A 17,108-nucleotide genomic window follows, 5' to 3' on the forward strand; every position below is an offset into this window, starting at 1 on the left:
CTTTCCCGCTTTTCCCGCAGGAGTCGCCGCTCTTCGTTCCCATCAACTTCTACATAAAGTACTCCATCTACATAGGGTGTTGAAAAGTAAATTCTCCATGCAGACCATTTATTTATAGATTCCACGCATGTGAAAGCGAGTGCGAATAAAGGAAAGTATGATAAAAAGGTTGTGCGAAAAGAAACACGGGCTTATGAAGAGAAGCTTCAATTAGAGTTAAATATGGAAATGACAAAAGCCATCGAGAATGAACTTCTCGACGGCTTTTGTCTACAGTCTGAGAGTGCGAGACAATGTCGCACTCTTTTTTTAGAAAATCGTAGGAAATCATTTTTTTACAATATAATCGCCATGTACCCAGCCGGTTTTGCCGTTATAGATAACCTGATACCAGGCACCATTTTTTTTGAATTCGCCTTTATCATCTACTGCACCAATAATAAAGCCGTTTGGTTTAACTGTACCTAATATAGGGGCTGTCGTAGATGGTTCACTTCGGACATTGAGCATGATGTTCATGTTGACAATCTGTAAACCATTTTCAAGTTGAACATAATCATCAAACACCCAGCCCTCTTGACCATTGACGCTTACTTTAAACCAGCCACCATTTTCTCCAAGTACTTTGAAGGATGTATCTTTAGGTAAATTCGTCATAATGGATGCAGCATCTGTAGTATTAGGATATGTTCTCATATTGAGATTAGTAGTAGCCTTTCCGATTGCCCCAGCTATATATGAATCCAAAGCATATTGCTTCGTAGGGCTTGGTAAAGATGGAGCGGAAGGCTGACCCTGATAAGCAGGAACATCAAACACTAAATTCGTTGACGTATGTGCCCCAACTAATTCATAAATATCATAAATCTTTTTCGCCTGAATAACTGCCCACATTACATGTGTAGCATATTGATGGACGGTTGGATTATCAGGATTCCAGCGCATTTTATATAATGTGTCTTGTCCTTTACTAATATACTGATCCTTGACAAATTGAGCGCCGCCAATAATCGCATCCTGTACGGTAAACCAACCATTTGTATAAGCACGCTCAGCACCAAATTTATTGGCATCAGCATCAATAGCTCCAATACCATAAGCATTATAAGTTTTCTTAATAGCGGTTAAACTGTCTCGATTTTCAGGAGTAACCATCACTGGTTTTCCACCCGTATCTAAGCCAACCTCAATTCCATTCATAAGCGCAGAGGCCCCATTAGCGGTTTCATGTAAAGCATGTGATAACAGATAGATAGCATTTACATTGTTATCGACACCCGCCTGAATAAAGGCATCAGCCATACCTGCTAAGCTTCCTTTATTAGCAAGTACCTTATCATTGAGTTCCTTGGCATTCAAATTATTAACCACAGTTGATAATTTTAAAAATTGATAAAAAGATGGGCTATCCTGCATAACGCTCTTTGGGTGTACATAGTATGACACTAGTGCGTCGCTAGCCGTAAAAATGCCAGCACCGTCTACCTTTGGATTATTGGCAGTTTGTTTATTCACCACCGAAGAATAGTCAAATGAGTAATTCGTCGTTATATATTCCTTTCCGCCAGTTTCTGGTGCTTCTAAATGAAGTAAACGATAGAGAACGGTCGCTGCTTCAGCACGAGTTGTTTGGGCAAGTGGTGCAAATTGATTATTCGGCTTCCCTACAAGTAGCCCTGATGTTACGACAGCTTGTACATCAGCATAGGCCCATTTGGCGATACGAGCATTGTCACTAAAGTTAATAGGGGAGGAAGATGTATTGATATTTTGATAGTGGAGAGCTCTTTTTAACATAGCCGCCATTTCCTGACGATTAATATGTGCGTTTGGGTTGAATTTGCCCTGGTCGTCACCTTTAATCAATCCATGATAGCTAGCTTGCTCGATCACTCCGTAATACCAGTCGCCTTTCTTTACATCTGAGAAGGTTGCTTGACTAGAAGTAGCTGGCAAGTTAAGTGTTCTGACTAGAAATGCTGCGAATTCAGCGCGAGTAACAGCATCGTTTGGACGATAATTGCCAAATTCATCACCCTTCATTAAATCGTTTGTAATAAGATAGTTCATTTCATGATAGGCCCAGTGCTTCGAAATATCTTCTGCTGAAGCGCTAGTAGGTGCAAGATATAGCATACCTGCAAGCACTGCCCCGTAAAGAGGAAATTTTCGTTTCATTTTTCAAGCTCCCTTCAATAGCTGATAATTGTTCTATCAAACTATCAAAAGTGTATCACAAAAAAAGGTAATCTATTATTACAACATAGGGACAGATAGAATTAGCTATTATTTAATAATGAAGAAACTCTTAAAAGTGATAGGAAAGAGGCGAAATTCGCTAAAAAACTCTAGCTATGTTTCTGTTTCTTTACAAATATAACTAAAATGTTACGGGAGTCTTTAATTTTTGACAATTTAGTAACCATTCCAGAAAATGCTTGGTTATTATGGAGAGTCAGGTATAATAGGAAATGGAACTATATGTTACCAATACAAATGAGGGTAAAATTAGTTGGAAGAAAGTAGCCATCTAGTAAGGTCCATGGTAAAAAAATCTTCTATATCTAAATTTATGTCCCAATGCTTGAATTTCGGAAAAGATAATGTTATATTATTGTAGAAAGTGAATAAGCTTACTAGAATGGTATTCTACTACTCATTTTCTAGTAACTTTACTAAGAAAATTTGCTTTAGTTTTGAATTATTCGAGAAAGCTATAATACATAAATTTAGGCAACTAATTATGGTGGTACTATAGTTTTCGTTGGAATAATATCAATTTTTAGGAATATTAGGGAGGAATAAATTAATGGCAAAGCAAAACAAAGGCCGTAAGTTCTTCGCGGCATCAGCAACAGCTGCATTAGTTGCATCTGCAATCGTACCTGTAGCATCTGCTGCACAATTAAACGACTTCAACAAAATCTCTGGCTACGCTAAAGAAGCAGTTCAATCTTTAGTAGACGCTGGTGTAATCCAAGGGGATGCTAACGGCAACTTCAACCCACTTAAAACTATCTCACGTGCGGAAGCTGCTACAATCTTCACTAACGCTCTAGAATTAGAAGCAGAAGGTGATGTAAACTTCAAAGACGTTAAAGCTGATGCTTGGTACTACGATGCTATCGCAGCAACTGTAGAAAACGGAATTTTTGAAGGTGTAAGTGCTACTGAATTTGCACCAAACAAACAATTAACTCGTTCTGAAGCTGCTAAAATTTTAGTAGATGCTTTCGAATTAGAGGGTGAAGGCGATCTAAGCGAATTCGCTGACGCTTCTACTGTTAAACCATGGGCTAAATCTTACCTAGAAATCGCAGTTGCAAACGGCGTTATCAAAGGTTCTGAAGCAAATGGTAAAACAAACTTAAACCCAAATGCTCCAATTACTCGCCAAGACTTCGCAGTGGTATTCTCACGTACTATTGAAAACGTAGATGCTACTCCAAAAGTTGACAAAATCGAAGTAGTTGACGCTAAAACTTTAAACGTTACTTTATCTGACGGTACTAAAGAAACTGTTACTTTAGAAAAAGCTTTAGAGCCTAACAAAGAAACAGAAGTTACTTTCAAAATTAAGGATGTTGAATACAAAGCTAAAGTTACTTATGTTGTAACTACAGCTACTGCAGTTAAATCTGTATCTGCAACTAACCTTAAAGAAATCACTGTAGAGTTCGACGGTAAAGTTGACAAAACATCTGCTGAAGATGTAGATAAATACACAGTTGATAGCTCAATTGAGTTAGATTCAGCTACATTATTAGAAGATGGTAAAACTGTCCGTTTAGCAGTTAAAGAGAAAAACGGTAAAGTATTAGAAAACCAAAAATCTTACAAGCTTTCTGTTAAAAATGTAAAAGCTGGAGAAAGAACTATTGATGCTGCAAATGTTGCATTCACTCCAGTTGACAATACATTACCAGAAGTTAAAGAAGTGAAATCTCTTGGAACAAAAGCTATTAAAGTAACATTCTCTGAGCCAATTAAAAAGGCTTCTTCAGGAAACTTTAAACTAGATGGTAAATCATTCTATGGTTCAGTGGATGAAGGTTCACGTGAGTTAATCTTAAAACCTTATTCTTCTGCAGATTTATCAGTTGGAAAACACAAATTAGAAATCGCTGGTGTTGAAGACTTTGCTGGATTCAAAGCTTTAACTAAAGAAGTAGAATTCGAAGTAATTGAAGATAAAGTAGCTCCTACTGTTAAGAGTGTTAATGCAACTCTTGAAAAAGTAACAATTACTTTCAGTGAAGAAGTTGATCAAGATACAGTATCTAAATCTAACATCTACTGGATGTCAGGTTCAGATAAAAAAGCTGCAGGTTCAGTTAAGAAAATTTCTGGAGATGTTTATGAATTTGACTTCTCTGCAAATGCACTACCAGGATATGAAATGACATTGTTTGTAGAAGGTGTTAAAGACTACTCAGGTAACCAAATTACTGAAACTCAAGTTAAAGTAAAAGCTGAAGTAGATCAAACTCGTCCAGAAGTTACTGAAGCTTCTATTAACAAAACTGATAACAAAAAAATCACTCTTAAATTTAGCAAGCAAGTTAAAATTGCTGCTGGTGATACTAAGTACTTCACATTAACAGATAAAGATGGTAAAGTAGTTCCACTTAAAACTGTAACTGAAGATACTGGAACAGGTTCAAACAAAGTATTTACACTTGAAGCTTATGAAGCGCTAACTGAAGGTTACAAACTTAAAGTTGTTGGAGTACGTGACACTACAAAACTTCAAAATACAATGAATGATGTAACAGTTACTATTACTGGTAAAGATACAGTGGCTCCAAAATACTTATCTAACTCAGCGAATAGCGATACTCGTACACTTATCATTAACTTTGATAAAGAAATGGATTTAGCATCACTTGCTGACCATAAAAACTACCTTGTTACAATTGCTGGAAAACAACAACAACTTCCTGCAGGTACAGATGTAACTCCACAAGGTAATAAATCTGTTCGTATCGTATTCCCAGAATATATTGATAATGACAAAGTTGGAATTAACGATTCTTCTAAAGATGCTAATATTACAGCATTTAAATTATTAGCAATTAAAGCTGCAAATGGTGTTATCGTTGAGGAATTTGGCGGTAAAGATATTACACCAAACACTGCTGCTGCAACATTAACGAAGTATGATAAAGAAATTAATGAAAATGCTAAATTAACAGAAAAAGGTGTAATTAAAGTTCGTTTTGATCAACCAATTGGTAAAGCTACAGTTAAAGACTTTACACTTGGTGGTACAGGTGCTACAGGCGTATCAATTGCTTCTGTTGAAACAGATGGATCTGACCTTGTAACTGTTAAATTGTCTGGAGAATTAGGCAGCACTAGCTTAACAAATAAATTAACTTTAGCTGGTATCACATTAACAGTTAATAGTAATAATGCAATTAAAACTACTTCTGGTAACTCAGTTACTGGTAATATTGTATCAGTTAAGGATGCTATTAAACCTCAAGTAGAATTAGCAAAAGATCAAACTCGTTTAACAGTGACAAATAACATAATTGAATTGCCATTTAGCGAAAAATTAGATGATGCTGTTCCTACTGATGTAGCTAATATGAAACATGATTTAGTAGTTACTAATCTTAAATCTCAAAAAGTTTTATCACCATCAGAATATACTACTTCGATTAAAGCAGATGGTAAAGGTAATGTAATTGAAATTAAAATTACAACTCCTACAAGCGACGAGTTTAAAGTAGCTGTTAAGAAGGATTCTTCATTTATTCGTGACGTAGCTGGTAACAAAGCAGAACCATCTTCTGAATACTTAACTTCTGTAGGCGGTATTGATACAGTTGCTCCAACAGTTGTTAATGTTACATCAACTGCTAATAATGGAACATTCAAAATTGGTGATACTATTCCAGTAGAAGTAACATTCAGTAAAGCGGTAGACGTAACTGGTACTCCAGAATTAGCACTAAATATTCCTGGAACTAAAGCAACATATGCTTCTGGTTCAGGTACTAGCAAACTTGTATTTAACTATACTGTTGTTGAAGGTAATGTTTCTTCTAAACTTGATGTAGCAAATACAACTGCACTTTCAGGAACTATTAAAGATGCAGCTGGAAATACTGGTGTATTAACTCTTGCTGCTCCAGGAACTTCTGGTTCACTTGGTTATAACAAAGCAATCATTGTTGATGGTGTAAAAGTAGCTGCTGCATTCACTATTTCTGCTAAATCAATCGATGCTGCAGGTAATGCAACAATTGATTTTGGTAAAGCTTTAGCAGTTGCATCAAAAGAAGCAATCGTTGCTGCAATTACTCCAGTAATTACAGGTGTTGCTGCTGCAGATGTAAACTTTGCATGGGATGCAAACGGTAAATTAACTATTACTAATAACCATGCTACAGATGCATTAACATTTGCTAACGATGTAACTGTTACAAATGTTACTGATTTAGCTGGTAATGTTACTCCTTCTGTAGCAATTACATTAAAATAAATTTTACTTTTTCATAAATAATAATGTATTTTGAAAGAATTATATTATTAATCGATATTTAAAGCTCTGTGGAGAATCCTCCACAGAGCTTTTTTAACAATTTCAGCACTTAATAGTTTTTATGGTTCTATAATATTTGTTGGGGTAATCACACAATTTTATGCATAAAAAAGCACAGTATCACCATTTCCTATATACTTGAATTTGTCGAGAAGATTATGAAGTAAAAAATAATGAAGATATTTACATTACTTACTCAGAAGCTCTAAAATTTGGTGACCGTACTTCACAAGATTTAAGAAAGTCTGACTTCACAGCTATCCGTAATTCTGACAATGAAACATTAGGGCGTCATGAATACAAAGAATGCAACAAAAATTGAAGCTGGTGAAACATTAGTATTTACTTTCAATTCTGAAATTGATTCAACTGTTATTGCTGACCTTGAAGCAGAGTTCACAAGTATTTTCACTCCTGGAACTGCAGATGAAGGATTTACTGTAGCTTCATCTACAAATGCTTCTGGAAACACAGTTGTTACTGTAACAGCTGAAGCTAGTTTTGTAGCTGCAGAAATTGCAAATGTCAATACAAATGGAACAATTACTATTTCTAAAGCTAATTTAAAAGATAAAGTTACAGGTAATGTTCCTGCAAATGATTTAGTAATTGATTTCAAATAATAATTTTAATAAAGGAATGTGACTAACATTTCTTAAAGAAAGGTTCTGTTGAGAATAACTCTCTACAGAACCTTTTTCTACTTCTAAAATTTATTATTGGAATAATACCTAAGTTCAAGCTGATACAATACTAGTGAAAAAAACTTATAATCCATCTTTTAAGAACATTATAAAAGTTAAAATACAAAACTTTGTAGATGAGGGTTTTATTAAAGTTTGATTCAACTAGCCAATTAGTAAAGTAAAAGTCTTTGACAATGTTCGAGGAAGTTTAGGTGTCAAAGGTGAGTTTATTTTTGTTTAGGAACATGTCAAAAGGGAAAAACCAAAAATATTGCAGAAGATCAGTCAGTAATATGTATAATAAACTTATTTCCGAAAGATGAGGCTAGTACAACTTTACTGTATGGTATTTGATACTTTAAAACAATGGATATTCAAGTATTAAGTTCTTATAAGTTTAATTCCTAGGAATTAAATACTTGAATATTTTCGATGAAAAAAGGAGATGAATAAGTAAAAATCATTAGGTAGGTTTAATATGGAATTTTATAAAGAAAAAGAAATCTTTTGCTACAGTTGCCGTAAAAAAACTATATTTACTTATAAAGATATGCATAAAAAGAACGGGGTAGATAGTCATTGTAGTGAATGTTCTGGTATTTGGTTTGAATGGCAAAATAGAGCTGTTGAGAGGGAAATGGAAAAGTGGATTGACTATAATAAACATCTTATCAAATGACCAATAGGTTGTTTACCAATATTTAATCGAGAAGTTTATAGTAGAAGCTCTGTAAAGAAAGTGTCTGCAGAGCTTTTTTATTATGGATATAATAAGCCTCTTGATAAAAATATTTTATTATTTTGTCTAGTTAAATGTATTAAGTCTAATAGTAATATATAGACATTCTAAAAATGGAAATACTAGTCCTAATAAGATTAATCATATTCTATTAGTTTGGACACGAGAAAATAAAAACTATTGATGAATACAGGAAGAGTACGGATATTTATATCTCTTCAATAACTATAAAAGTATTGAATGAATATTTAGTATGTTTAAAATTAGAAAATAAAGCAATGGCAACTATAACCAAATATAAATGGATACTGGAACGCTTCCTACGTGAATATAAGGTTCCGCTGAAGGATAAGACCTCAGAGAATGCTAGAGAATGGATTAATGATTTTTCGATACATAAAAAACCAAATACAATAGCGCTTGTACATGCAACACTATCATCCTTTTTTCAATTTTGTTTTGATGAAGAATATATAGAAAGGGTGAAAAAAACATTTGAGACCTCAATTATCTAAATCACTTCCTAATTATTTAGATGAGTATGAGTTTTCTCGTATTAAACTTATCTCTGAACAATTATCAACTCGTGATAGGTCTATTATTTTATTTCTTCTTACATCGGGTTGCCGTGTCTCAGAAATGTCAGCATTAAATATCAAAGGTATTAATAGGGAGAAACAGCAGAAGTAGTAGGGAAAGGTAATAAAATTAGAACTACCCATTTTTCCTTAGAATGTGCCATAGCATTACAAAATTATTTACAGGCTCGGACTTGTGATCTAAAAGAGCGGCTATTCATGAATAAATTTGGTGACCGTCTTTTAAATGGTGGAATAAGAGGTGTTCTAAAAAAAGTGGGTAAACAAGCAGGACTTGAAAAAATTTTTCATCCACATTGCTGTAGACATACATTTGCCACCAATTTGTTAGCAAGAGGAGCAAACCTTCAGTTTATAGCGGATGAAATGGGACATGCTGATTTAAATACAACACGTATCTATGCACAAATACCCTCGGAAGATAAGAGATTAAAATATAAGAATATAAGGGGGTGATTTCTATGAATCAGGAAGTTTTACAAGCCTTCTATGATGATAATTGTATCAGTTCAGCTCAGAAACAATTCGTTCTTATAAAATTTCACTCTCACAATTTTTTTCGGAGATTGAAAAAAATATGATGAAGTAAGGGCAAAGGATATACGTAATTGACTGGCAACTCTAAGTGTAAAAGGGTTAAAAATACGTAGTATTCAACTGAAACTAACTGCATTAAAATGATTTTATCAATATTGTATTGAAGAAAACAAGATTACTCATAACCCCACTAAGAAAGCAGAAAGCTAGAACGATTAATTCTTAAGACAAAACTTAAAAGGATTGAATCTATTATTGCACTTAGCTCAAGCCTTTTATTTATTCGCAGCAGGGTAATCATTTTCATCTTTAACTAGAACAATGCTATCATCAATTTCGTTAGAAAAACTAGTGTTGCGATTCCCATTAAAAAAACTAAGTTTCAGTGCTATTCAGTCCACTAGAGGACTTTTGAAATTGGTCTTACATTACAAATCATTGTCTATGTAGTTCGTGTAGGAAACAAAAAAGTCTTCGAATTCAAGCATTTAGACCGATAAAAACAAAGAGTATAATTTATGAACCAAAGGAACTGTAAAAAAACATGTATGGAAGGAGGGCGCTGAAAAAGTCGATTTGCCATAGCAATTGTTATACAAATGGACTTTTCAAGTTGGTAAATCTGAAGTGAGCAAGATATATACTAACGAAAACCGAATTTCTTTAGTACCCTCGAATGGAAGCTTTCTTCTTTTTTAAAGCCTAATCAGTAAATTGATAGTAGGTTTGAAAAAAAGAATACGGACAATAGTTGTAAGCAAGCATCTTAAAAAAAGCTTGTAAACCTTATGTAGAAAAAGGAGAACCGTTACATGAAAACTGTATTTAAAAGCCTTAAAAGTAAGTTGTATATTTCATTTGGACTTGTATTAATAATCCCCGTTGTTTTAGTTGGGGTATTGTCATACTTATCAGCTAAAGATTCTATAGAAAAGGAAATTCTGCAAAGTGCCAACCAAAGTGTTGGGGTATTAAACAAACTTATAGACAAAACCATCAGTGAAAAAATTAACGAAATTGAAGTCTTTAGTGAGGAAATTAATTCTTCGATGTATGGACAGGGTGAGGTTGCATTAAGATCATCACTTCATCAATACTTTAAACTAAATCCAGATGTCTTCAGCATATATGTTGCAACGAATAGTGGAGCGTTTATTCAAGGAGAGGACGTGTCTACTGCAGAAAACTATAATCCTCTGGATAGAGTTTGGTATAAAGAAGCAGTAAAGCTTCAAGGGAAACCTTTTATAACAGAACCCTACAAAGATGTGAGGACTGAAGAAATGATTGTGACAATTGCTAAGCAGTTAAAAGACCGCTCAGGAGTTGTGGCATTAGATCTTAAACTGGCAGACTTACAAATAACATCAGAATCTATTAGTATAGGAAAAAATGGATATTCTTCTATTTTTGATGAAAACAAAAAAGTTATTTCACATCCTACTTTAGAGGGTGGAGGGGAAGTGAAAGAGAGCTTCTTTAATCAGATATACGAGAAAGAATCTGGGACGTATGATTATGTATATGAAGGTGATAAACGTATAGTATTTTTTACAACGAATAAATTGACGGGCTGGAAAATTACAGGAACCATCTTTTCGAAAGAAATAGATGAATCTGCAGCTTCAATATTGTATACCACTATACTTGTACTAGTCATTGCCATTGTGGTAAGTTCCATAGCCGTTTATTTTGTAGTAAAAGGAATTATTAGACCGATTGGCAAGTTAAAAGAAAGTGCAGTGACAATCAGTAAAGGTGATTTAACTGAAAAAGTGAGCATCACATCGAATGATGAAATTGGACAATTAGGCCAGGCGTTCAATGATATGCGTGAAAGTCTTCGAACACTTATAAAGAAAGTAGAAGTCAATGCAGAAGAAGTCGCATCTTCAGCGGAAGAATTAACAGCTAATGCCGATCAAACGAGTTTAGCAACCGAGCAAGTGGCAATTGCTATACAAGAAGTTGCATCTAGTGCAGATACGCAAACTACGAATGCAAACAAAAATGCTGAATCATTAAATGAACTGTCAAAAGCAATTCTTCATGTTGCAGAAATTTCTTCTACTGTTACGGATCTTTCACAGCACGCTACGATACAGGCAGATGAGGGTGGCAAAGCAGTCCAAGATACGAAAGAACAAATGAATTCCATACATCAATCCGTTTCAGAATCAAACACAAAAATTCAAACGTTACATAATCGCTCGCAACAAATTACGTCTATTTTAGATGTGATTACAGGCATTGCTGACCAAACGAATCTGCTCGCTCTCAACGCTGCTATTGAAGCTGCAAGAGCAGGAGAACACGGGAAAGGATTCGCTGTTGTTGCAGATGAAGTGCGTAAACTGGCAGAGCAATCCCAACAATCAGCAAAACAGATTTTCGAATTAGTACATGGTATTCAAGCAGATACGGAGCAATCGGTACACATTATGGCCCAAGTTACTAACGACGTACAAAGTGGTTTACGCGTATCGGATGAAGCGATTGCAAAGTTCCAAGTCATCATGACCAGCATGCGAGAAATTACGCCGCAAATGCAAGAAGTATCTTCCGCATCAGAACAGATGTCAGCTAGTGTTCAAGAGGTTGCAGCTATTACGGAGGATTTGGCTTTTTCAGCTAAAGGAAATGCTGCTACATCAGAAGAAGTTGCCGCGTCCACAGAGGAGCAATTAGCTTCTATGGAAGAAATTAATGCATCTGCTCAATCACTCTCTCATATGGCAGATGAGTTAAAATCGCTAATCAACCAGTTTAAATATTAAAGCCTATCTTAGCTAGCCAATTTGAATCGAGTAGGAAGCAGGTGACTCCACCTCCGACCTCTCAGTCGAGTAAGCCAATGAGGGTTTAACCAAAGGCTCTAACAGAACCGTACGTGAACTCTCAATTCATACGGCTCTTATCATTTAACTATTAAGAAAACATTTCAAGAGCCCAGTGAGCAACACTCTGGGCTCTCTTTTTGGTGCGCCCGGCAATGCACATGAACTATAGGGTGTAAGGCAAGAATCTCGAAGAAAGAAGTAGAGATTAGCCAAGAGCAAGGGTATCCGTGGTGACGCGGAACCTGAAGGCAAAACACCGGTCCGAGGAACACGAATCTCATAGAAGGCTAGGTATGACTAGATGAGTGTGCCAAACAGCACAAGCATTGCAACAATGGTGCAGCTGTTGCAAGCTTTCATAACGTAAATAACATTATCTACAAATCTTAATATTATTCAAGAGAATCTTTATTAGTGGGGTTCCATTAATGTTTAGTTCTAAAAGAAAAGCTGTCTTATAGCATTTAAAAGGTAGGCGCAGTATGAGTATGAACAACACTTCTCATGTACACACCTTCCCTAATCTTTTGTTGTTTTAAACATGTAGCTACTATAAGATTTATTGATAATCATCACAATGCCAATTAACATGAAGTTTGATATAAGTGAACTTCCTCCATAGCTTAAAAATGGCAATGTCATACCAGTTACGGGCAAAAGGCCAATTGTCATACCTATATTTTGTGTGATTTGGAAGGCTAATAAACTAGAAATCCCTGCTCCCATCAACGTCATAAATGGATCTTTTGCTTCTATTGTTATAAGAACAATTCGGTAAATCACAAAAAATAACAAAGTAATGACGAAAGCCCCTCCAATGAAACCGAGTTCTTCAGCGATGTTTGCAAAAATGAAATCGGTATGCTTTTCCACGACATAGACATTATTCTTCATGTATCCTTTTCCGGTAAACTGTCCCGAACCAATTGCCAAAAACCCTTGTCTTGTTTGAAAAGATGAGTCCGGATATTCATTAGGTTGCAACCATCCTTGAATTCGAGAAATTTGATGCCCTGATAGTTTATTTAAAATGTTGTTTGTAAAAAATTCATTATACTTTACATATAAAATAGTCACAATGCTGAGAATTGATACCGGAATGGCTGTAAAGATAATAAGCAATTTTTTTTGTATACCTGAAAAGAAAAGCATAGGAATAAGCATCGACATATAGATCATTGTCATGCCTGTATCTGGCTGTTTGTAAACAGCGAGCATAGGGGGAAAGGTGATAGCCGCAATTATTATGAGGAGTCGCATATCCGTTAAAAAGGTAGGGTGCACATATTTTTCTCGATGTGAAACGATGACCTTACTGACAACGATTAAAAGCGCGAATTTTAAAAACTCTGACGGCTGAAATGATCCTAAAGCTGGAATTTGGTACCAGCGCTTCGCCTCATTTACCGTTCGGGCTATACTTTCGGGTGCAATAAATAAGCAAAATGTTAACAAGACCATTGCCCAATAAAATGGCCAGGAGACTTTTTTTAGCTGCTCGATATCAAGCGTCGCTACACCATACATCACTAAAAAACCTATTAGGTAATAGAATAACTGCTTAACAATAAATGAGCTTGTATACTGCTCAAATACCGTACTACTGGAATGGACAAACAGACAACTAATGAAACCGAGTAATGACAAGCTAATTACTAAACTTTTATCTAATTTATTGATTTGTAACATTTAAATACCTCCTTTTTAGCGATCAAACTATTAGAAGAACGCTAGAGGTATAGATAAGGTTGCGAGTTTAAGAAATATTCTAAATATTTTTAAAAAATAACCAATTTCACCATTTTTTGGTTTTGCATTTTATTCTATTCGAGTTCGTCAAATGGGGCTGCTTGGGGCAGAAAATCTTCGTACAATCTTTACAAAAACAGATCACTGGCTTTATATTTTCATCTATTATGGTGGGTACCAGTTGGAGTTATTATCTTTCCAATGGTTATCCAAAAATCACGGCAATCTTAAGACAAGGTCGGGTCGTGAATCATAAGGCTGTGCAACGTATCATGCAAAAGTATGGTTGGCCATGTCGTGTGAAAGTTTAAAAACGTAAACAAACAGGACAACCACATTACGTGGCTAATAATCTGATGAATCGTGAATTTACATCACAAAAACGCTTGGAGAAACTTCTTATAAATATTACCTACTTACCTTTTGGCGGGAAAACGTTATATCTATCTAGTATACTCGATTAATTTAATGGTGAAATTATTGCTTATACGATGTCTAATACTCAAAATGTAAACCTTGTGTTAGATAAACTTCAGCAATTACCTGTTTTACCGCAAGGTTGTCTTTTACACAGTGATCAGGGGTCGGTTTATACAAAGGGCATTATCATGAGCATGTCCCGTAAAGGAACGCCCGCTGATAATGCCCATTTGAATCGTTTCATGCGACACTCAAAGCAGAAACGTTTTATCTAGACGGATTAACTCGAGCTACAACGGTCATTGTAGATCAAACGTAAGAGATTATATAAATTATTATTACAATACTCGAATTCAATTGCAATTAAACAACCAGTCTCCAATTAATGATCGGAAACTGGTAGGGTGATGCTTTTTTGAGACTGCCTCACTTATGGGGTTCAGTCCCATATTGTCGTTAAGCTTTTTTCTATAGTTCAAAGCAGAGCAATTGAAATGGTAAATGAATTTATTACATTTGAAGCTATTATAAAGGTTTGAAAAGAAAAAATGGAGATGTAGCTGCAAATCGAAAATCTCCAAAATAAAGAGCTACGAGCTACCGGCAACTATTGATGATTCTCAACACTTTGAATAAAAGAAAGTTATGATCTAGGAAAATATAAGTTTATTCAAACTTATTAGATTGTCAAAGCAATAAAGTCTTGTTCTTTTGGCGACTTTATTTAAAGATAGTTGTAATGAGTGTAGGGCTCCAGTATTTCTTATTGACCATTATAATTCTTTTTTTCATTTTAATTTATCCCATTCAACTGAATAATACTATCTATTAAACCGGGGCCTGGAAAATCAGCAGCGATAATCCCAACATGATGCAGCCCACTTTTTTGAATGAATTCAGTTCCCATTGTATTCATTCCACCGTAAAATACTTGGTCATTCATATCACGAGGGAAATCCGTCCATTCATTTGTAGCATTTTTTTGAATCAGCTTTTGATTGCTATTTGTATTGCGACTTTCTTTCCCACTTGCAACAAACCAAGGATAGAAATTAGTTAATAATGCTAATCCGCCTCCTGTCCCACTAAAGTGGTTCAAATAGATTTTTCCATTTTGCGAGTTATTATTTGCCTGTAGAAGATGAGCTTTCACTGAATTCCATTTATCATATATTCCGTTTGGTCCGATACCGACTTCAAACTTATCTTGAATATATAAAGAATCATAGTTAATACCATATGTTTGAGAGGCTGTGAAATTTTGTAGTATTACAATTTTACCTCGGACATCTTCTAGTTTCGGATTATTTCTTTCTGAAGATGCTACAGAATCTGGGTCCCAAAAATAAGGAGCATTACGCTCTTTATAATTGTTAAATATTTGTTCGAATGATTGTGAGCCGGTTTCGGGATCAGTGTCTTCTTTTAAACGCATTAAAATTGTTTCATTCGGATGATCTTTTAAAAATTGAATTATCTCTTGTAATACATCCTCAAACATTGCTTTTTGATAAACAATTCCATGATGCATTGCGAAGGAATCCTTAACACATTTCACTCGCATGTCTACATAACGAATACCCGAATTTAATTGCTGTGAAAGGTTCATGGTTTGATTCCTAGTCAAATCTTCATCAAAAACACTTATTCCATGTAAAGCCATAGAACCATGAGTTCCTGGAATAGATAGCTCGCTTATTTTTTTTGAACCCTCTATTTCTGACATCCAGGTTGAATTATGATAGCCTATATTTGATTCATATGAATAACCAGGGTGACTATCAGCAAATACAGTAGAAGTTGTACATAAATTTGCCAATATTACACAAGTAAGAATGCTACATTTTAAGACGCTCCTCATGCTATCTCTCCTTTTTTAAACTAAATAATCTCATATAATAAAATGTGTAATTATACATATTTATCTCAACAAAATGATGAGAAAATCTATTTAATATATTTTTTTACAAACAAAACAGGAGTCTTAAACAAGACTCCTATTTGTAACATACAATGGTAAAGTAGCACGGATCTTTTACGGATTCGTCAACAGTTATAAATGAGATACATTCGTTTAATAATTGATGTCAGTTACATTCCTAGAAAGGTCTATTCCTCGTTAAAGGTTAAACTAACGATAGTAGCAATAGATTGTGCTGCATGTTCCCAACTACCATCGATCACTCTCCCAATTTGTTGACCAAGTGTGTTTAAATCATTTGGATTAACAGGAATCCCATTATATGCAGCAATAATAGATAAAAGTGGTGCTGCAAATGGTGTAAAGCCACCTCTATCAATATAAAATTTAGGCGTATCAGTTACTTTTCCATCTTTTACTGTAAATTCATAGTAAAATTGATCATCTGGACGAAGAGTTAAATGATGAGAGATTTGGCCCTTAACATATTGTTTTCCGCCGCCTAAATTTACTACTTCAACTGGTTTTACATTGAATTCATGTTCAAATACTTTAATTTTTTTTACTTCTGGACCATATAAAGCAGCATTTACAGCTATTTCTAAATTACTCTGTGAGAATGGTTGAATACTCTTTTGTGATTCTTGTTGTTGAATAGGAGCATTTGTTTCTGCGGCAGACGCCAATGTAGTAGGTAATGCACTTGTAGCTAATGTGGCTACCATTGCTGCTGTGACTAACATTTTTTGTTTTTTCTTCATTATTTTTATCCCCTTTTTCGATAATATTGTATACCATTTAAAATGCGCGCCATTTAAACAAATGATATATAGATATGATAACCTTCTTCACAAATTCCCTCAATTTTCATATTAAGTAACTCATAACCACTTTTATATATAAATTTATCACTTAAAAATCCCCTCTTATTTACTTTAAATGGCATATAATCCAAATAAAACACTATGATAACGATTGAAAAAATAGTATAAGGGAAGATAAATGACACAAATTTGAAATATGTTTAAAGTATAAAGATGACAAATTATAATTTAAAGTGACAT

7 protein-coding genes and 4 pseudogenes are annotated in these 17,108 nt (G+C 34.7%); 7 read left to right on the top strand and 4 right to left on the bottom strand.

The window, feature by feature from the left end; all coding sequences use genetic code 11:
• Window positions 1-90: 90 nt before the first annotated feature.
• A pseudogene (locus ACE1MS_RS02715) lies at window positions 91-228 on the top strand (IS5/IS1182 family transposase); the annotation flags it as partial.
• Between the two features lie 99 nt (window positions 229-327).
• On the opposite strand, the gene ACE1MS_RS02720 reads toward ACE1MS_RS02715, so the two are convergent.
• On the bottom strand, window positions 328-2,178 hold the full coding sequence (locus ACE1MS_RS02720) for an S-layer homology domain-containing protein (protein ID WP_012292790.1): 1,851 nt from the start codon (window positions 2,176-2,178) through the stop codon (window positions 328-330).
• 631 nt (window positions 2,179-2,809) lie between these two features.
• On the opposite strand from ACE1MS_RS02720, the gene ACE1MS_RS02725 reads away from it, so the two are divergent.
• The 5 genes and pseudogenes from ACE1MS_RS02725 (at window position 2,810) to ACE1MS_RS02745 (ending at window position 11,891) form a co-directional block, all read left to right on the top strand.
• Window positions 2,810-6,493: an S-layer homology domain-containing protein gene (locus tag ACE1MS_RS02725; protein WP_447402683.1), complete on the top strand. Its 3,684-nt coding sequence runs from the start codon at window positions 2,810-2,812 to the stop codon at window positions 6,491-6,493.
• 353 nt (window positions 6,494-6,846) lie between these two features.
• A complete protein-coding gene (locus tag ACE1MS_RS02730) occupies window positions 6,847-7,176 on the top strand; it encodes a hypothetical protein (RefSeq protein ID WP_447402684.1) in 330 nt (109 codons plus the stop codon).
• Window positions 7,177-7,717: 541 nt separating this feature from the next.
• On the top strand, window positions 7,718-7,918 hold the full coding sequence (locus ACE1MS_RS02735) for a hypothetical protein (protein WP_197224524.1): 201 nt from the start codon (window positions 7,718-7,720) through the stop codon (window positions 7,916-7,918).
• Between the two features lie 758 nt (window positions 7,919-8,676).
• Window positions 8,677-9,033 (top strand): annotated as a pseudogene (locus ACE1MS_RS02740) (tyrosine-type recombinase/integrase); the annotation flags it as partial.
• 893 nt (window positions 9,034-9,926) lie between these two features.
• Complete coding sequence (locus tag ACE1MS_RS02745) at window positions 9,927-11,891, top strand: methyl-accepting chemotaxis protein (RefSeq protein WP_099806135.1); 1,965 nt, start codon at window positions 9,927-9,929, stop codon at window positions 11,889-11,891.
• A gap of 582 nt (window positions 11,892-12,473) precedes the next feature.
• Here the strand turns inward: ACE1MS_RS02745 and ACE1MS_RS02750 are convergent.
• On the bottom strand, window positions 12,474-13,643 hold the full coding sequence (locus ACE1MS_RS02750) for an FtsW/RodA/SpoVE family cell cycle protein (RefSeq protein WP_012292857.1): 1,170 nt from the start codon (window positions 13,641-13,643) through the stop codon (window positions 12,474-12,476).
• Between the two features lie 263 nt (window positions 13,644-13,906).
• On the opposite strand from ACE1MS_RS02750, the pseudogene ACE1MS_RS02755 reads away from it, so the two are divergent.
• A pseudogene (locus ACE1MS_RS02755) lies at window positions 13,907-14,531 on the top strand (IS3 family transposase); the annotation flags it as partial.
• Window positions 14,532-14,919: 388 nt separating this feature from the next.
• Here ACE1MS_RS02755 and ACE1MS_RS02760 read toward each other — a convergent pair.
• Window positions 14,920-15,984, bottom strand: a pseudogene (locus tag ACE1MS_RS02760) (phosphatidylinositol-specific phospholipase C); the annotation flags it as partial.
• A 248-nt stretch (window positions 15,985-16,232) separates the two neighbouring features.
• A complete protein-coding gene (locus ACE1MS_RS02765; protein ID WP_012292861.1) occupies window positions 16,233-16,805 on the bottom strand; it encodes a hypothetical protein in 573 nt (190 codons plus the stop codon).
• Window positions 16,806-17,108 lie beyond the last annotated feature (303 nt).

The organism is Lysinibacillus sp. fkY74-1 (assembly GCF_053165895.1).